Origin of the sequence: Acidilobus sp. 7A (assembly GCF_003431325.1) — an archaeon.
Taxonomy (GTDB): domain Archaea; phylum Thermoproteota; class Thermoprotei_A; order Sulfolobales; family Acidilobaceae; genus Acidilobus.
Map to the genome: position 1 here is coordinate 1,406,308 of NZ_CP010515.1, position 17,508 is coordinate 1,423,815.

18 protein-coding genes, 2 tRNA genes and 1 pseudogene are annotated in these 17,508 nt (G+C 54.7%); 12 read left to right on the top strand and 9 right to left on the bottom strand.

Annotation, left to right across the window (positions count from 1 at the left end):
* The first annotated feature begins 93 nt into the window (after window positions 1-93).
* Entirely contained in the window at window positions 94-1,899 is a 1,806-nt protein-coding gene (locus SE86_RS07165) for an ATP-dependent DNA ligase (protein ID WP_117355200.1), read from the top strand.
* A complete protein-coding gene (locus tag SE86_RS07170; protein ID WP_211096563.1) occupies window positions 1,868-2,242 on the top strand; it encodes a ribonuclease P Rpr2/Rpp21/SNM1 subunit in 375 nt (124 codons plus the stop codon). Before SE86_RS07165 ends, SE86_RS07170 begins: the two co-directional genes overlap by 32 nt.
* Window positions 2,243-2,348: 106 nt before the next feature.
* Here the strand turns inward: SE86_RS07170 and SE86_RS07175 are convergent, their stop codons facing one another.
* Together SE86_RS07175 and SE86_RS07180 are read right to left on the bottom strand one after the other, a co-directional pair.
* Entirely contained in the window at window positions 2,349-3,167 is an 819-nt protein-coding gene (locus SE86_RS07175; protein WP_117354878.1) for a 3-oxoacyl-ACP reductase family protein, read from the bottom strand.
* Between the two features lie 231 nt (window positions 3,168-3,398).
* Entirely contained in the window at window positions 3,399-4,226 is an 828-nt protein-coding gene (locus SE86_RS07180; RefSeq protein ID WP_117354879.1) for a putative RNA uridine N3 methyltransferase, read from the bottom strand.
* Between the two features lie 313 nt (window positions 4,227-4,539).
* On the opposite strand from SE86_RS07180, the gene prpB reads away from it, so the two are divergent.
* A complete protein-coding gene (gene prpB, locus SE86_RS07190) occupies window positions 4,540-5,475 on the top strand; it encodes a methylisocitrate lyase (protein WP_117354881.1) in 936 nt (311 codons plus the stop codon).
* A gap of 68 nt (window positions 5,476-5,543) precedes the next feature.
* Here prpB and SE86_RS07195 read toward each other — a convergent pair.
* Window positions 5,544-5,631: transfer RNA gene (locus SE86_RS07195), tRNA-Leu, on the bottom strand.
* Between the two features lie 88 nt (window positions 5,632-5,719).
* Here SE86_RS07195 and SE86_RS07200 point away from each other — a divergent pair.
* The 8 genes from SE86_RS07200 (at window position 5,720) to SE86_RS07235 (ending at window position 10,364) form a co-directional block, all read left to right on the top strand.
* Window positions 5,720-6,106 (top strand): PadR family transcriptional regulator, encoded by a 387-nt coding sequence (locus tag SE86_RS07200; protein WP_211096564.1) that lies wholly within the window; start codon window positions 5,720-5,722, stop codon window positions 6,104-6,106.
* 113 nt (window positions 6,107-6,219) lie between these two features.
* Window positions 6,220-6,462, top strand: a complete 243-nt coding sequence (locus SE86_RS07205; protein WP_117354882.1) for a hypothetical protein — start codon at window positions 6,220-6,222, stop codon at window positions 6,460-6,462.
* Window positions 6,463-6,705: 243 nt separating this feature from the next.
* Window positions 6,706-7,749, top strand: a complete 1,044-nt coding sequence (gene dph2 / locus SE86_RS07210) for a diphthamide biosynthesis enzyme Dph2 (protein WP_117354883.1) — start codon at window positions 6,706-6,708, stop codon at window positions 7,747-7,749.
* Window positions 7,750-7,953: 204 nt separating this feature from the next.
* Entirely contained in the window at window positions 7,954-8,559 is a 606-nt protein-coding gene (locus SE86_RS07215) for a 50S ribosomal protein L11 methyltransferase (RefSeq protein WP_117354884.1), read from the top strand.
* Window positions 8,540-9,169, top strand: a complete 630-nt coding sequence (locus tag SE86_RS07220; protein ID WP_211096565.1) for an exosome complex RNA-binding protein Csl4 — start codon at window positions 8,540-8,542, stop codon at window positions 9,167-9,169. Before SE86_RS07215 ends, SE86_RS07220 begins: the two co-directional genes overlap by 20 nt.
* The gene (locus SE86_RS07225) at window positions 9,169-9,756 is read left to right on the top strand and encodes a DUF2067 family protein (protein ID WP_117354886.1); all 588 of its coding nucleotides are present in this window, start codon (window positions 9,169-9,171) and stop codon (window positions 9,754-9,756) included. The genes SE86_RS07220 and SE86_RS07225 overlap by 1 nt, the downstream gene beginning before the upstream one ends.
* 6 nt (window positions 9,757-9,762) lie before the next feature.
* Entirely contained in the window at window positions 9,763-10,065 is a 303-nt protein-coding gene (locus SE86_RS07230) for an RpoL/Rpb11 RNA polymerase subunit family protein (RefSeq protein WP_117354887.1), read from the top strand.
* Window positions 10,062-10,364, top strand: a complete 303-nt coding sequence (locus SE86_RS07235; RefSeq protein ID WP_117354888.1) for a hypothetical protein — start codon at window positions 10,062-10,064, stop codon at window positions 10,362-10,364. The genes SE86_RS07230 and SE86_RS07235 overlap by 4 nt, the downstream gene beginning before the upstream one ends.
* Before the next feature lies 1 nt (window position 10,365).
* Here the strand turns inward: SE86_RS07235 and SE86_RS07240 are convergent.
* Window positions 10,366-11,573: pseudogene (locus SE86_RS07240) on the bottom strand (transposase).
* A gap of 187 nt (window positions 11,574-11,760) precedes the next feature.
* Here SE86_RS07240 and SE86_RS07245 point away from each other — a divergent pair.
* Window positions 11,761-11,848: transfer RNA gene (locus SE86_RS07245), tRNA-Leu, on the top strand.
* On the opposite strand, the gene SE86_RS07250 is transcribed toward SE86_RS07245, so the two are convergent.
* From SE86_RS07250 to hemL, 5 genes are read right to left on the bottom strand one after another with little or no spacing between them, the layout of a single operon-like run.
* Window positions 11,849-13,810, bottom strand: a complete 1,962-nt coding sequence (locus SE86_RS07250; RefSeq protein WP_117354889.1) for a molybdopterin biosynthesis protein — start codon at window positions 13,808-13,810, stop codon at window positions 11,849-11,851.
* 1 nt (window position 13,811) lies between these two features.
* A complete protein-coding gene (locus tag SE86_RS07255) occupies window positions 13,812-14,510 on the bottom strand; it encodes a uroporphyrinogen-III synthase (RefSeq protein ID WP_117354890.1) in 699 nt (232 codons plus the stop codon).
* Window positions 14,480-15,241, bottom strand: coding sequence for a uroporphyrinogen-III C-methyltransferase (cobA, locus tag SE86_RS07260; RefSeq protein ID WP_211096567.1), 762 nt, complete (start codon window positions 15,239-15,241; stop codon window positions 14,480-14,482). The genes SE86_RS07255 and cobA overlap by 31 nt, the downstream gene beginning before the upstream one ends.
* Window positions 15,242-16,141 (bottom strand): hydroxymethylbilane synthase, encoded by a 900-nt coding sequence (gene hemC, locus SE86_RS07265; RefSeq protein WP_117354891.1) that lies wholly within the window; start codon window positions 16,139-16,141, stop codon window positions 15,242-15,244.
* Window positions 16,138-17,400 carry a glutamate-1-semialdehyde 2,1-aminomutase gene (gene hemL / locus SE86_RS07270; protein ID WP_117354892.1) on the bottom strand — a complete coding sequence of 421 codons (1,263 nt, stop codon included), beginning with the start codon at window positions 17,398-17,400 and terminating at the stop codon, window positions 16,138-16,140. Before hemL ends, hemC begins: the two co-directional genes overlap by 4 nt.
* Between the last annotated feature and the right edge of the window lie 108 nt (window positions 17,401-17,508).

Consider the following 17,508-nt stretch of genomic DNA (forward strand, 5'->3'; position numbering starts at 1 on the left):
CGCCCTTCAGGGCGAGGAGGAGGTCAGGGCCAAGCCTCCTGCGTTTTAACTCCGCAGGCTCATTATACTAACAGGGGGCCAATGAACGCTGATATGCCATTTGAGGAGGTAGCTAATGCCTTCAGCTCCATGGAGGGCGTAACTTCAAGAATTCAGCTAACCCAGCTGCTTGCAGGCCTCCTTAAGAGGACGCCGGCCGACGTAATTGATAAAGTTGTTTACATGATACAGGGCAAGCTAGGGCCTGACTGGAAGGGCATACCGGAGCTCGGCGTCGGCGACAAGCTGCTGGTGCAATCCATGGCTATGGCTTATGGCAAGAGCGAAAGCGATGTTCAGAGGTTGGTCGATAAGCTGGGCGACCCTGGCAAGGTCGCTGAGCAGTTGGCCCAGACGGGAGGACACATCAAGAGCAGCCTCCTGGCGTTTATGGGAGGCGCTTCGGAGCAGCTCACAGTGAGCAGGGTCTTCGACTCATTCATGAAGATAGCCTATGCCACAGGGGAGAGCAGCAGGGACCTGAAACTTAAGACCCTGGCTGGGCTCCTCAAGGACGCTAAGCCCATAGAGGCCAGGTACATAGTGAGGTTCGTCGAGGGCAGGCTAAGGCTCGGGATAGGGGATGCTACAATACTTGACGCTCTCTCGGTGGCCTATGGGGGCACGACAGCTGTCAGAGATGTGGTTGAGAGGGCCTACAACCTGAGGGCGGACCTGGGCGAGATAGCTAGGATAGTCGCCCAGCAGGGCGTTGAGGCTCTCAAGGGTCTCAAGCCTGAGGTGGGGACGCCCATAAGGCCGATGCTAGCCGAGAGGGCCAGCGACGCCAAGGAGATACTGGCTAAGGTGGGCGGTAGGGCCTATGTGGAGTATAAATACGATGGTGAGAGGGGCCAGATACATAAGGACGGCGACAAGGTGAAGATATTCTCAAGGAGAATGGAGGATATAACGTCGATGTACCCTGACGTCGTGGAGGGCGTTAAGGACGCAATAAAGGCTGAGAGGGCTATAATCGAGGGCGAGATAGTTGCCATAGATCCTGACACAGGGGAGCTGAGGCCGTTCCAGGAGCTCATGCAGAGGAGGAGGAAGTACGACATAGACAAGATGATGAAAGAGATACCTACGAGGCTATTCCTCTTTGACATAATGATGAAGGACGACGAGGACCTCACTACCAAACCATTGCCCTACAGGAGGAAGGTGCTTGAGTCCATAGTGCAACCTAACGAGAGGGTAGTAATGAGCAACTACATAGAGAGCTCCGACCCGGACGAGATAATGAACTTCTTCCTTCAGGCCATATCAGATGGCGCCGAGGGCGTCATGATAAAGGCTATACATGATGAGAGCACATACAGGGCCGGTGTGAGGGGCTGGCTCTGGGTCAAGCTTAAGCGTGACTACAGGAGCGAGATGACCGACACCGTCGACCTGGTGGTGGTTGGGGCGTTCTACGGGAAGGGCAAGCGCGGCGGCAAGCTGGGCACGCTGTTGCTGGCAGCGTATGACCCTGACAACGACGTCTTTAAGACCGTCTGCAAGGTGGGGACCGGCTTCACAGATGCCGACATTAACGGCATGTACGATATGTTTAAGCCGCACATAATAGATCACAGGCACCCAAGGGTCATCTCATCGATAGAGGCTGACGTGTGGCTTGAGCCAGTGAAGGTGGCTGAGGTTATAGGCGCCGAGCTCACGTTGTCCCCGGCCCATACGTGCTGCATGGATACCATAAGGAAGGGCGCCGGCATATCGATAAGGTTCCCAAGGTTTATAAGGTGGAGGGACGATAAAGGACCTGAGGACGCGACTACGGAGCAGGAGCTGCTGGAGATGTATAAGAGGCAGCTGAAGAAAGTTGAGGAGAAGTCCACGGAGTCAGAGGCGTAAAAGGGAGGACGAGGACTTAGTAGTAGAAGAAGCCATCAGGCTTTCAAAGATCTCTTTTGACGCAGCGCTTAGAGGCGACTACGCTTACTCCTCGCACGTAAACAGTGTGATACTCAGGATCTCCCAGGTCACCAGGGTGAGGCTCCCGCTCGACATTAAGAGGTCCTTCTGTAAGGGGTGTGGCGTCACTCTGATTCCCGGCGTTACGGCCAGAGTTAGGGTCAGGTCTGAAGGAAAGCGCAAGTATATAGTGAGAAGGTGCCTGGTCTGTGGCTATATACATAGGCTCCCTCTGGGGCAAACGCCGCAGAGGCAGTCGCAGGGAGCAAGCTCAGGGCTATGAGGTGCAGGGTTTTTCATTTACCTGCTTTCTAAAGCATGTTAGCAAAAGTCACAGAACAGAGTTACTAGCACCATCCTCTTTGCAGCAGGCCTTAGGGCCCAGCCTCCTAGGGCTGACCTCCGCCGAGGGCCCTTGTGCCCAGGGAGGCCCCCGCGTCAACAACTATTACCTGGCCTGTTACGCCGCTGGCCTCAGGGCTAGCCAAGAAGGCCACAACCGACGCCACCTCCTCAGGGGTCACGAGCCTATGTGGCGGTATTGCAGCCAGATACCTCTGCAGTGAGCCGGGCTGCCCAGACCTCTTGTCAAGCCACTCAAAGTAGCTGAGGCCGAGCCTGGTTGACACGAAGCCTGGCGCGATGACATTAACTGTTATGTTCTTCGGGGCAACCTCCACGGCCAGCGACCTGGCGAGCCCTATAAGGCCTGACTTGGCCGCAGAGTAGGCCGCGAGGAACTCGACGCCATAGAGACCGGCAACGCTTGAAATGAAAATTATCCTGCCCCATCCCCTCGGCATCATGTAGTTTAAGGCCTCCCTTGCAAGCACGTAGGGGCCCGTCAGGTCATAGTCTATCTGGGCCTGCCAGAGCTCCGGGGTTATGTTAGTGAACTCTGAGGCGTAGCCCACGCCAGCGTTGTTAACAAGGATGTCGACGCTGCCCAGCTCCTCAGCTGTAGTCGTGACAGCCCTTTTAATCTCATCCCTTGATCCAAGGTCCATCTTGATGTAAGTTGACCTAGCTCCTAGCCCCCTTAGCTCGTTAACAGTCTTTGCGGCCTCCTCGGACCTCTTCCTGTAAGTTATAGCTACGTCGGCTCCTAGGCCTGCAAGCTTAAGCGCTATGGACTTTCCTATGCCTCTGTCTCCTCCTGTGACGAGGGCAACCTTCCCCTTCAGGGAGGAGCATCGGTCAGAAGCCATGCACTCACCATCCCCCAGAGGGGTCTGTTCCCGAGTTCCAGATCATCCCATCTCCTGTGCTGCGCGAAGAAGATAATAAGTCTTCAGCCTTCCCACATGAAGGCTTAACAAGATGAACGACAAGCCTTGCCCTTACAGGGCGGGGAGGAGGTCAGACTTTTTCAGAGGCTGGAGTCCTTCAGGCAGTTATATGAAGAGGGTATGAGATTTAAGGGCGCCGCGCAGCCCCCACTAGGGTAAGAAGGCGTTCAGTATTGTAAGGGACGCGAGCAGCGCCTCCTCGCTTCTAACGGTCTCCGTGCCCTGCAGGGGTGCGGCGTTTACTATAATATCATAGAGCCTTTCCGGCGAGTACTGAAGGAGTCCAGACTTAGGCCCTCCCACGACAAGCGTAACTGGCCTCTTGGACAGGTCCTTGAGAATGCTATAGCTCGTGGTGCCATACTTGCTCGTGCCTATTATAGAGAATCCCTCAGACTTCAGCTTCTGGAGCTCATCTATGAGCCTCCCAGACCTCTTGATGGTGTAACCCGTGTAAATGTTGCCCCAGGAGGAAGGCTCAAGCGTAAGCTCCTTACTAACGCCTGTCACCCTGGCCGTAACTATGCTGCCCTTGTCGACAGCGCAGGGCCTTAGGGTGCCCTCGCCCGCGTCGCCTAGGTAGGCACTGCACTCAGCGCCCTTCTTAGAGGTTATGAGGACGTCTATAATATCACCGACCCTCGGCTGCTTCGGAGGCATATGGTTAGGGAGGTTCAGCGGCGGCATAACACCAGCATATTTTAGATTATTGCTGATCCCCACGACCTTCTTCTTGAGGTGAGGCGGAACTACCTGGTAGCTTAGCAGCTCGGCCAGGAGCTCCTGGTCATCCTTTGTGGAGTCCTCATCAAGGTATATTCGAACCTCGTCAACCCTAAAGATGGCAAGGGCGCGCGATATAATTCCAGCCTTATACGTCTTGTCCCTGAGGTCCTGCTCCACGCTCAGCACGCTAGCAGGTAACAAAACTAAGAGCCTCTGCCTCCTCCTGGGCGAGGGCCAGGGAGGGCTTATCAAGACTGGCTGCCTTCCTCCTTACTGCCCTTACTCCTGCGCTGCTCTTGGCCTCTCTGCTCCTTTGTACTGAAGAGTGTCGTCCTCTGCCTGCCACCCATACCCCTCACCAGAGGCCTTGTTGCCCTTGAGGTTATTAAGTGCAGTGGGCGTAGTGCTTCTGACCTCCTCCCCGCCCTGAGGGGCGAGGCTTTCAGTTGTAACAAGTCCTAGGGCTTGGAGAGCGCTGTGCCGCCCGTGGACCAGGAGGACTTTACTCCGCCTCTTCAAAAGCTAATTACTTTAGCCCGCGGCTGAGGCCGTGGGGTTCAGCTAAATGGCATACTACTACAGGAAGAGGAGTGACGTACACCCAGCCCTAAGGCTAAGGGAGCTCACGAAGGGCCCTGGAATAACTGTGGTTCCTGGCGTCTTTGATCCAGCATCAGCGCTGCTGGCGGAGAGCGTGGGCTTCAAGGCCATCTACCTCTCAGGGGCCGCCCTCACGGGAAGCCTTGCGATGCCCGACCTGAGCATAATAACGTTCAGCGAGGTCCTCGACGCCACCAGGAGAATAATGGAGGTCGTGGACCTGCCAGTGATAGTCGACACTGACACGGGCTTCGGGGAGGCCATAAACGTGTACAGGACTGTTAAGGAGCTTGAGGAGGCCGGCGCCGCAGCGGTTCAGATAGAGGACCAGGTGCTGCCCAAGAAGTGCGGCCACCTGGCTGGAAAGCACGTGGTGCCGCCTGATGAGATGATAAAGAAGATAATTATGGCCACGGAGGCCAGGCGCCATGACATAGTGATAGTGGCCAGGACGGACGCCCGTGAGGTCGAAGGCCTTGACGCCGCAGTAGAGAGGGCCCAGATGTACGTTGAGGCTGGCGCTGACGTCATTTTCCCGGAGGCCCTTCACGACCTGGACGAGTTCAAGGAGTTCGCTAGGAAGGTCAAGGCGCCCCTGCTGGCAAACATGACAGAGTTCGGCAAAACGCCTTACATAACTGCCAAGGAGTTTGAGGAGGCCGGGTACAGGTTCGTCATATTCCCGGTGACTACGTTCAGGGCAGCCATGAAGGCCATGAAGGACGTGCTGCTAGAGCTGAGGGAGAAGGGGACGCAGAAGTACGTGCTTGACAGGCTCATGAGCAGACAGGAGTTCTATGACCTGATAGGCTACTACGAATACGAGAAAAGGGACTCCGAGGTGGCTGAGAAGGCTGAGGCGCTGGTGAGCAGACTTAAGGAGAAGAGTAAGTCGGGCTGAGATTTAGCTCCTCCTTTAAGAGCGCGCAGGCGCTCAGGGCCAGCATTCTGTTGAGCTTTTTGCAGAGGTGGTGCGGGGGGTGGGCTTCGAACCCACGCAGGCCTACGCCATCGGGCCCTCAGCCCGACCCCTTTGACCAGGCTCGGGCACCCCCGCGCCAGGAGTTTCTCGTATCAGAAGGCTATTAAATGATTTCGCCTATTTTAACTCTGCAGCTAGTCTAGAGTAATAAGGTGCAGCTGACTTGAACGGACAGGACAAGAAGGGGGGCGTTAACAAGGCGATAAACAGGCTCTTGATAAACATGACGGTGAGGACCCTGTGGATCTACGTCCTGGCAACGCTAAGAGAAGGCCCTACGTACCCCTACCACCTCAAGAAGATTATAAGGCAGAAATTTTCATTCAGCCCTCCTACAGTGACTCTTTATACTGTTGTCTACAAGCTTGAGAAGGACGGTCTCATAGAGAAGACTCCTGACGGCATGTATAGGATAACTGAGGAGGGGGCGAACGCCCTTGACATGGGATCCAGGCTTCTGCTCGACATGGCTCACAGGGTCAGTAGGCTCAGCGCCAGTGCCGTCACCGTAGAGGAAGCTAAGGCTTCCTCTAACGAGGGGCCTCAGTGAGATCGGTGCTCCTCACTTCTAACTCGGAGCAGGTCAGCTATATCATAGGCCCCTTAAAAGCGGGGCGACCAGTGTAAATAAGGCTTCCTGCTAGAAGGGGCTTGGCGGGCCGCGTGACAGAGGAGGGCCTGAAGGAGGTCGTAGTAGAGTACGCGGGGTCTAGGTTTAGAGCGTACTTAGATGCTGCCTCAGGTCTCCTCCTGTGCCCTATCTGCAGAAGAGCCAGACTAGCTTCACCAGAGGACCTGGTCGCGCACATATTAGCTCATGCAACAAGGGCTTTAGACATGAGGAGGGAGCCGCCTAAGAGGGAGCACGGCGCCGCCTCAGAGAGCTCGTCAGAGGAGGAGGGTTAACGGCAGTCAGCAAAGGCGTGGATCCCTCAGCTGTGAGCCTCAAAGGCTCGCTGACGACTCTTAGCAGCGTTTCAAGCGGCTCCCATCTGATGGAAACGCTATTATAGGGAAGGGAAGATATAAGTCTATGAGGCTCTCGGCTGACCTCCTCCCCGCCCTGAGGGGCGAGGCTCTTGGGGCAAGGTCCCTCAAATATCTATTTCAGGTTATAACCTCCTTGCGCTGTACCAATGTAGATGCTTTATGAGGCTGGAGTGCGGCGATATCCCCTACTACCTCGAGGTACCTGAGGGGCTTAGGCTTAAACTTAGCGGCCTGAAGGCCATGCTTCAGTTGCCTGACGGGCTGAAGCAGTACTCTAACATCATTGCAGGCTGCGTCTCTGAGTACACAGGCGCCACAGTCGTGGTTCAGGGTGACAGCGTGTTTGGGGCATGTGACCTGCATTACCAGGAGCTTCTGCAGTTTAATGACATAGACGCTATACTTCACGTCGGTCACACTCCGTATCCGGACTACCTCGGCGACAGGGTGAACGTGAACCCAAAGGGCAGGGTCAAGGTGATGTTCATACAGGCCAGGTTTAAGGGCCTGCCCAACGAGCAAACTCTCGGCGCTCTGCTCAACGTTATCAGAGCAAGGGGCCTCACAAGGGTGGCCTTAGCTACAACAGTTCAATATGAGCCTGCCTACAGCAAGGTCCTCGAGTTCCTCAGGCGCAATGGCGTTGAAACGGTCACCTTTCGCGGTCCAGCGGAGTACTACGAGGAGGGCCAGGTGATAGGTTGCGACTACAGCTTCGTGCCAAGGCGTGTTGATGGCTTTGTAATTGTGAGCTCTGGCGAGTTCCACGCGCTAGGGCTTTACCTGGCAACACTTAAGCCCGTGATACAACTCGATGTCACCAGGGACTCTGTGAAGGATTTGACGGGGGCAGGCGAGAGGCTCTACGCTTCAAGGCTCTTCAGGGTCTCACAGGCTATGGATGCTTCCCGTTGGGGCGTTATAGTCGGAACTAAGACAGGCCAAAACAGGCCATGGGTGGTCAGCGCCCTTGAGAACGTGATGAAGAGGCGTGGCGTGAGTTATATAGAGATCTACGCTGGTCTCCTTGACAGGTTAACGCTGGCCAACTTTGACAGCGACTGGTATCAGGCCTTTGTAGTAACCAGCTGCCCCAGGCTGCCGATAGATGACTTTAACGATTACCAGAAGCCCGTCTTAACCCCTGGGGAGGCCTTTATGGCGCTCATGAGGGCTCTTTCGCCTTACAGGTTCCCATGGTAAACCTCTCATTCACGCCGCTTACGCGGACTTTGACGCACAGACGGCGTACCGTGATCGCATTCAACGAACTTGACGTATTATAGGCAGGCCTTCACAACGTTAACAGCTCATACCAGCTACTGTCACCTACGGGAAGAGTGATAACAGCTCCCCGCACGTCACCTATGAGGGGGCGACCTGGAGGTCAAGCTGAGTAGACTGAAGGTGCTACTTGAGAGGGAGGTGCCGCGCATAGAGGCCCCATCTCAGGGGCTTGAGCAGTACACGACTCCAGCAGAGCTCGTCATAGATATGCTTTCAGTCCCTCTCAGGAAGGGGCTACTTGATGGGGCTGCTGTTGCAGACCTCGGCTCAGGAACCTGCAGGATAGCAATAGCGTCCCTGTTGCTAGGCGCTGCCAGGTCAATAGCTGTTGACTTTGATCAGAGGTTTGGGGAGGCCTGTGCATACTCTGCGCAGAGGCTTGGCGTTAGTTGGGGCCTGCTCTTCGTGGCAGCCTGGATAGGCAGCGACATAGGCCCCCTGCGCGCCGGCTCTATAGACGTCATAGTAATGAACCCCCCATTTGGAGTCTGGAGGAGGGGAGCTGACAGGGAGTTCATGGAGTACGCTATGGGCCTTAAGGCCAAGGAAATAGTGGCTCTTGTCAAGTCAGGCAACCTAGACTTCCACACCAGGCTTGCCACGTCAAGGGGGTACTCGCTCAACTTTTTAGGGACGCACGACTTCCTTATACCTGCGGCTATGCCGCACCACAGGAGCAGGGTCAGGCGGATAAAGGTGGACATAGTTGAACTCACAAGAGCCTAAGCGCGTGGTTCCAGGGGACGTTATAGCGGTGATCGAGGAGTACTCAGAGGGTCAGAGCGTCTATGTAGACCAGCAGATGGGCGTGCTAAGGGCGTCAGCCGTGGGCAGACTTAAGCTGGACAACCAGGCCAAGGTGGCCAGCGTCGTCACCAGGAGAAACGTTAAGGGACCCAGGAAGGGCGCCACGGTGTTGGGGTTGGTAACGCAGGTTAAGGAGAACTTGGCGTTCGTTGACATCTATGGTGAGGTTGCCCTAGAGCCAAGGCCAGGGGGCTTCATAGAGTACTCCGGCGTGCTCGATGGAGTTATAACCCCTGAGAGCGTCGGAGTTGAGCATATAGACGATATGCTCAACTACGTGAGGCCAAACGACATAGTAATAGCCAGGGTTATGAGTACCATAAGTCCCTACCTGCTCAGCATAAAGGGACCTCAGTTTGGCGTAATCTACGCCCTTTGCTCTAAGTGCGGCGAGATGCTCACCCTTGAGAACGGCACCCTCAAGTGTCCCAGGTGCGGTAATGTCGAGAGCAGAAAGCTCTCCACCTTCGTCTCTTCAAAGCTGATAAGGCTTGACGTAAGGAGGCTTATTCTAAGGAGGTTCCAGTAGTGAGCTCAAGGAGGAAAGTTGTCATAAGGGCGCCGCCTGAGACCTCTGACCTGGAGACCCTGATTAATAAGATAGCCGAGAAGGCACCTGCCAGCGTGATATCGGCCTCGCTGGTCAATGGAAAGCTTGTCCTGGAGTTTCAGGGATCCATGAGGTCCTCAAAGGAGATAGTGAAGGCAGTGAAGGAGGTGCTAGGGTCCCAGAGGCCACGAGCCTACCGGGACACTATCAGCGCTGATGAGCTTAAGAGCTTTGGCTTTCGGGGGCCCTTCGATGTCCTTGCCTTTGTGCTTAGGAAGCTCGGCCATGACTCAGAGTGGGAACCACCTGAGCTGAGAACTGACGCGCCAAGGGACCTAGTAAAGGAGGTCTCACAGAGGCTCGCAAAGGCCAACTCTCAGCTGAGCGGGCTCAGGCTCTCCGAGTCTGCTAGGAAAGCAGTTATGGCTTCCTCGGCGCTCTTAGGTAAGGATGTTATGGAGACTATAGACGCTGGCCTCAGGAAAGGGGTCCTCGTCAAGGATAAAAACGATAAAATATCCTCGCTGACAGGCTGGAGAGAGGCTGTCGACCTGCTGAGGGGGTAGCAGGAGTTGACTGATGACGTCAAGATATATAGGACAGGGACGACCTACGTGGTGGAGATAGAAAACGAGGACCACACGATGGGCAACCTGCTCGCGACCACCCTCATTGGCGTTAAGGGGGTGAGCAACGCTTACTATGAGATGGAGCACCCTCTCTTCAGGAGGATCAAGGTTTACGTTCAGCTTGAAGACGGCTATAACATAAAGGACGTGCTAAAGGAGGCCCTGAGTAGGATTAAGGAGATGAACGAAGAGTTCAGGAGGCAGTTCGTCGAGCGCGCTAAGGCCCTCGGAGTAGACCTTTCTTGAAGAGGGAGGCGAGGGTTCTGGTCACGGCATGCAACGACGTGGCCTGCGCAGGGCTAGTGGTCAGGCTGACCTCAATAGATGGCCTCGCGACCTCCTATGAGGGCTGCGAGGGTCTGTGCAGGAGGCTCGCCTCCAAGGGCCTGCTGGAGGAGTCCAGGTACTTCATAGGCAACTGCGGCTGCGGCCTTGAGAGGGCGCCGCTAGATGCCGAGAGGCTCGGGTGGGCTCTCCTCTTTGCGGGTAGCTTAGCGAAGTCAATGGCAGACCTTAGGGAAGAGCTCCTTAAGCGCACGCTGTGAGCTACCCCGTCCTAACGGGCGGGGCATCCCCACCTCGCGGTGAGGACTTCCTGCTTCTTCCAGGAAACTTACTATACACCCCCTCTGAGAAGGGGATGTATAGCAGAGATCTCCTGTCTACAGGCTCTAAGGGCAGCCCCGACCCCGCACGGAGAACATTTAGAGAAGCGTTATAGTCACGGTCAGCGACCCAACCGCACCTGGGGCAGACAAACACGCGGTCAGCCAACGTCAGATCCTTCTTAACGTACCCGCACCTAGCACATGTTCTTGAGGTATTCCTCGGGTCTACCTTCGCCACCCTCCTGCCAGCTCTACTAGCCTTGTAGGAGAGGTGGCTCATGAACTTGAAGAAGTCAGCATGAAGAATGTGCTTTCTCAAAGCTTTACTTTCACTGTCCTCAACCATCTCCTTGACGTCAAGGTCTTCCACGTATATCTCATCATACTGCTCTACGAGCCACGAAGTTACCTTGTGAATATAGTCATTCATGAGATTCTTCACGCGCTCGTGCATCTTGGCTAACTTCTTTCTGGCCTTCTCATAGTTTCTAGACCCTTTTCTCTTTCTAGATAACGTTCTTTGCAAAGTCCTTACCCTCCTCTCGACCTTATCAAAGACCTTGGGGTTCTCTACCACTACACCATCAGAGGTAGTTACGAGATTCTCCACTCCTAGGTCTATTCCAACCACTTTTCCAGTTTTCTCGAGAGGTTTCCTTTCGGCCTCAACCTGGAAGATAGCATACCATCCAGTTGCGCTCCTCTTTATTATTACCCCTTTTACCTCGTCTTCTAACGGTCTGTGGAAGAGCACTTTCACCTCCCTATCTTTGAGAGGATCAGCTTGTCTTCATCAATCTTGAAACCAGACTGGTTGTAGTTTATGATCTTCACGATCTTCTTGTACCTCAGTTTCCCCACCTTCTTTCCTCTCTTCTTCAATTCATGAAGAGCATTGATGTTGTACCATAACTGGTTGTTCACCATTTGAAGGGCTTTGGAGTAAACTAGTTCTTTTCCCTCTATTTTCAGGTCTTTCAACATGTCTTGGGTGTCCTTAGGTGTTATCTTTTTCCCTTCTTTCCTTGCGTTATTCACCGCGTCTAACAAAGCATTGTATGCTTTAGCTTCAACCTGCATGACCCTGAGTAGTTTTTCCTCTACTTCCCTAGTTGGGTAAATCCTGTACTTGAATGACAGATGAATTTTGTTATTCTTTTCCCTGGCTCTCTACATATTTTTTCTTCAATACCTCCAGTGTTACCTGCCCACTTTCTAACGACTATAAAAAGATTTCTATAAGGGGGCTATCCATCCCCCACCTTACGGAGGGGACTTTCGCCCTCGTAACCCCCAGAAAGTTAAAAGATCTGCTGGGTAACATTACAAAGGTGCGGGGGTGCCCGAGCCTGGCCAAAGGGGGCGGGCCCAAGACCCGTTGGCGTAGGCCTGCGTGGGTTCGAAGCCCACCCCCCGCACCATCAGGGGTACACAACCTTTCCGCTGTCCGGTAGCGTCCTGTACCCTGGAAGCGACCTGCTAAGCTCCTTAGAGAAGTCGCTAGAAGACAGGGCTTCAAGGAACTTCCTTACGCTCGGCTTATTAAGCTTGACCTTTCTAACCACGAAATCATACACCTCCTCACCGACAGGTATGAAGTCAAGGCCGAACTGCACAGCCACGGCCTCCAGGGAGAGGCCTGTATCAGCGCGCCCTTGAAGTATTGCGGTAGCCACGGCAGTGTGCGTCTTCACCTCATATGTGTAGCCATTGACAACCTTCTCAGGCCTCTCACCTTTCAGTAGCTGTCTCAGCTTCATGTCAAGGAGCACTCTCGTGCCGGATCCCTTGTTCCTGTTAACTATGGTTACATCTGGCCTCAGTAGATCCTCAAACCCTCTTATGTTCTTGGGGTTTCCCTTCTTAACGAGCAGCCCTACTCTCCTGGCGTAGCCCCTATATATGTAGACATCGTTCTCGAGGCCCATCACCTTGGGCATGTGCACGTTGTACTGCATTGTGCCCTCATCAAGTAGGTGGGTTCCTGCCAGGTCAGCGTCGCCTCTCTTAACCGCTATCCACCCTCCCATGGAGCCCACGCTTATGACCCTTGACTGCTTTGTGAGACCAGCGACCCTGAGGACGACCTCGATGCCAGGGCAGTTGCTACCTATTATGTTGAGGTCAGGTATCCTGAGGCTCGGTGAGAAGAGGTTAACTGTGACCTCTTCGTTTTCGTCGAAGTACTCTCTACCCTCCTCGGCCACTATGAAACCGTCGGAGAGCCCTATGCCTGCTATTGAGCCAGAGCCTGTCATCAGCGGATAAGCTGATAGACTTCCATCGGAGTTCTGAACCAGCTGCACGGGTATAAGCTCCATGAATCCCCTGCCGGCCTGGAACTTTAATGGTATCCTAGCCTTAACCCTTGGCAGCTCAGCGCTAGGCTCCAGGCCCCTCATCATGAGCACCACAGGCGCCACAATGTTATACATGTTCATCATAGCTGACAGCGGAAAGCCTGGGAGACCGAAGAGTATCTTGCGTCCCTTCACGGCTATGACTGTTGGTTTCCCAGGTCTAGCCTTAAGTCCATGAACTATTAGCTCAGCCCCCACGTCATTGAAGACCTTGTATATCATATCCCCGTACCCGGCCGACGTGCTACCTGTAGTTATAACGATGTCTGAAGACTCCAGGGCTTCATGCACAGCTGATCTCATAGAGTTATAGTCGTCGGGAAGTATGCCCTTAAACGTGACCTCCGCACCAAGCTCCCTTAGCATGGCAGTTATAACGTAACCGTCGACGTCGTAAAGCTTTGCAATGGATAGGGGCTTACCGGGCGGCACCAGCTCAACGCCCGTTGAGAACACAGTGATCTTAGGGGGCCTGTACACCTTAACTTTATCTATGCCAAGCCCCGCGAGTACGGCTATCTCCCTTGAAGTGAGCAGCGTGCCAGTCCTTAGGATGTAGTCACCAGCAGAGACGTCAGAGCCTGTCTGGTTTATATTTTCGCCAGGCGCCACGGGTCTGTATACCGTCAAGGCATCCCCGCTTCTGACTACATACTCTTCCATTACAACAGCGTCGGCGCCTCTTGGTATCATGGCCCCAGTGGCTATCTCTACGGCTTCCCCTGGGCCCACGGCGCTCTCAGGCGGCAAGCCTATGCTGGCCTTGCCTACCACCTTAAGCTGAACAGGGGTCACGTCGCTGGCGCCCGCAGCGTCAAGGCTTCTTATTGCATAACCGTCAACTGTTGAGCGGTCGAAGGGAGGGTAGTCGATAGGCGCTCTAACGTCCTCTGCCAGCACCTTGTTAAGTGCCTCCTCCAGCGGGACCTCCATGACATCAAGGGGCCTTATGCCTCCAACCTTTTCATTTAGGAGCCTAAGGGCTTCAACGACGGACACCAGCTTATGAAATACCAGGGCCACGCTATTTGCACCCTAGCGCTCTGAGTATATTGCTGATGGCATTAAATGTGTGTTGTGTAGGGGCTATTACTCTGACCTCTGGGCAACGCCTACTAACCTCTGAGGACGTCTTGGGACCTATCGCTATGACCAGGGAGTCCTTTGCATAAGGCCTTAAGAGATCACACGCCGCTCTTGCTATTCCAGCGGATGATATTATTATAATGTCAAAGTGGGAGGCCAGCTTCTGCTGGCTTAGATTGGCTGGCACCTCCCTGTAAATGTCAACCCTTAAGACTTCGACTCCGTGGCTTCTTAGAGTGTTCTCTAGCTCCAGGTCCCCATTCTCAGACCTAAGCGTGAGGACCCTCCTGCACTTCATGCTCATAAGCTCTCCAAGCTCCCTGCTGCCGTAGCTGCGCGGGTAGTCTGCTTCAATGTTGAGCGTCTCCTTGATCGATGTTGCAGTTGAGCTTCCAACTGCGAACGCCTTAACGCCGGCTGGCCAGGAGCTAATGTAGGGCCTTAGCAGCCTCGGGGCCCTTGGACTCATGAATGCAACGCAGTCGTATTGACCGCTTACTATATAGTCAGCTGCCGCCTTCAAGGCATTATGTATAGGCACGAGATCAATAGTCTTTAACCAGTATATAAATTCAAAATCCTTGAGGTCTAGGGGCAGCTCAGGGCCTAAGTAAAGTACTCTGCACCCCTTCTCCAAAGTCTTACCCTCTCTGAGACGGCTTTGCCTATGTAGATGACGGCTGGGTTAGTTATTACACCTTTCGACCAGGCTTCCCTAAGTGATGATAAGGTTCCAACTACGGTTACCTGCCTTCTCGTGGTAGCCCACATCACGGCGGCCGCCGTCTCCTCGGGGCCCCTGACCTCTTTAATGGCATCAAGTAGGGCATCCAAGTTTGATACGCCCATGAGGATCACAAGAGTGTCAGCCCCCTCAGCAAGCAGCCTAAGCTTCCTTAGGTAATCTTCGTAGTCCTTCCCCTCAGCCAGGTGGCCAGTTATAACTGCAAACGATGACGCGAAACCTCTTCCGGCCAGCGGTATACCGGCGTACGCTGAAGCCCCAACGAAGCTCGGTATCCCAGGCACAACCTCACACTCAATATTATGGCTCATGACAAAGGCACACTCCTCCTCCCCCCTTCCGAAGGTGTAGGGATCACCCCCCTTCAGCCTGACAACGAGCTTACCCTCCGAGGCCAGCTTAACGAGGAGCCTGTTTATCTCATCCTGGCTTAACTCGTGCCTTCCTGGCCCCTTCCCCGCATATATCTTGATGCAGCCCTCCTTAGCGTAGCCTAGGAGCTCTTGGGGCACCAGCCTGTCATATATTATGGCGTCAGCGGCCCTTATGGCCTCAAGGGCCTTCACTGTAATGAGCGTCAAGTCCCCTGGCCCAGCGCCAACTATCATTACCTTGCCGGCCAACTAGGGCACCCTGAGGCTCTGGGCCAGGGCCTGGGCCACCTTCCTTGGCTCGCTCAGGTCGCCCTTGGCCTCAGCGAAGTTCATAACCTCCCCGTCCTGGCTCGCGGCCGCTGCGATCATGAGGAGGCCCCCAGTGCCATACGCCATAGAGACTGCCCCTATGGGCGAGTGGCACCCAGCTCCAACGAGCTCAACAAACGTTCTCTCAGCTATTGCCATTGCATGCGTGACCCTGTCCGTGACCTCGCTTAGCTTCTTAAACAGCGGCGACGATGTAGACATAACAACAGCTATTATGCCCTGGCCTGGCTCTGGCGGGAACTTATCAAGAGGCAGGAGCACTCTCCTCTGCTGTATCCCAAGCCTCCTGAGCCCAGCCTCAGCCATAATCAGGTAGTCGGCCTCGCCCCTGTTAAGCTTGGAGATTCTTGTATCTACGTTACCCCTAATAGTCTTTATAACAACGCCCCTGTTGTTGTGCCTCACAAAGGCTGACCTCCTGACGCTTGACGTGCCGACTGAGAGACCTGGGGGTATGCCTTCTAGGCCGGCGACCTCTGGGGACCTTGGACCTATGATCAGGGAGTCGTTCGGCACCTCGCGAGGAGGCACAAAGGCTATCTCAAGGTCCTCCTCGAGCCTGGAGGGGAGGTCCTTCATGCTGTGCACGGCCACATCAGCGCGGCCATCTAGCACGGCCATGTTTACCTCCTTCTCAAAGATCCCCTTGACGCCTATGCTGTAAAGGGCCCTATCCTGGACGACGTCGCCTTTAGTCTTAATTATGATCGGCTCATATTCGACGTGCTCCCCGAGCCTCTGCTCAATGTACCTCATGGCTATGGAGACCTGCTCTAGGCTAAGCCTGCTGCCCCTTGTGGCGACTCTCAGCTTTATCATGGGGCTTCACTCACTACGGACCTCAGCGCCTCCTCGGTGTCAGCTATTACGTCATCACTGTAGTGCTCTGAGCTCGTGAACTGGGACTCGAACTGACTTGGAGGCACAAAGACACCGTGCCTCCTCATGAGCTCATGGAACCTTGCGTAGGCCTCGCGGTCGCTGGCCCTGGCCTCATCAGGGGTAGTTACCGGCCCCCTAGTGAAGAAGAGCTGGAACATGCTTTCAACTCTGTTGACGCTGGCTTTACCCTTAAAGGCGCTTTCGGCGTACTCGGAGACCTCCTTGGCGGCCCTTGACGCCCGTGAGAGGGCATCACTGCTCTCAAGCACCTCTATGGTGGCCAGCCCGGCGGCCATAGTGACGGGGTTTGCGTTGAAAGTGCCTGCGCTGAACACGGGGCCACTTGGGGTGAGAAGATCCATGATCTCGGGCCTCGCTACCACTGCACCCACCGGGAAGCCTCCACCTATTATCTTGCCGAGGGTCACTATGTCGGCTCTCACGCCGAAGTACTCCTGAGCGCCTCCCATGGAAAGCCTGAAGCCTGTTATTACCTCGTCAAATATGAGCAGTGCGTTGTACTTATTAGCGATGTCCCTGAGGCCGCGCAGGAAGTCACGAGCTGGCGGTATGACACCCATGTTGCCTATAACCGGCTCAACAATTATGGCAGCCAAGTCATCCCCAGCGACCCTGGCAGCCCTTTCAACGGAGTTCAAATCATTATATTTGGCAACAAGCGTGAGCGCCGCCACCTGTTGCGGAACGCCCCTGCTGTTCGGTACGCCGTACTCGCTGGCGGCGCTTCCAGCCTGGACAAGGACGTAGTCATGCGCACCATGATAGCAGCCATCGAACTTGATTATCTTATTTCTACCCGTGAACCCCCTTGCCAGCCTTATGGCAGTCATAGTAGCCTCGGTCCCTGAGTTAACGAACCTAACCTTGCCCCCTGGCATTACATGGCCCACAACTTTCTTAGCCAGCTCAACCTCAGCCCTAGTTGGGGTGCCATAGAGCCAGCCGCTCTCCACCTGCTCTATGACTCTCCTCTTCACTGCGTCATTAGCGTGGCCGAGTATTAGAGGGCCATAGCCTAAGACATAGTCTATCAGCTTCTCATTGTCCTCAGTAATCAAGTAGGGGCCGTGGCCGCCCTTAACGAAGAAGGGGAAAGGCCTGACAGAGGCTCTGACTGGACTGTCAACTCCGCCCACGAGGAACTTACGTGCCTCGTCAAAAAGCTCCTTGCTCAAAGTCCAGCCCCCTTAAGCGCCTCTCCCTCGACTTTATAAAGCACGCTATTGATAAGTAACGCGCTTCCAAGGTCGTCGTTAGCTCTCCAGGCGCATTGAAAACAACAG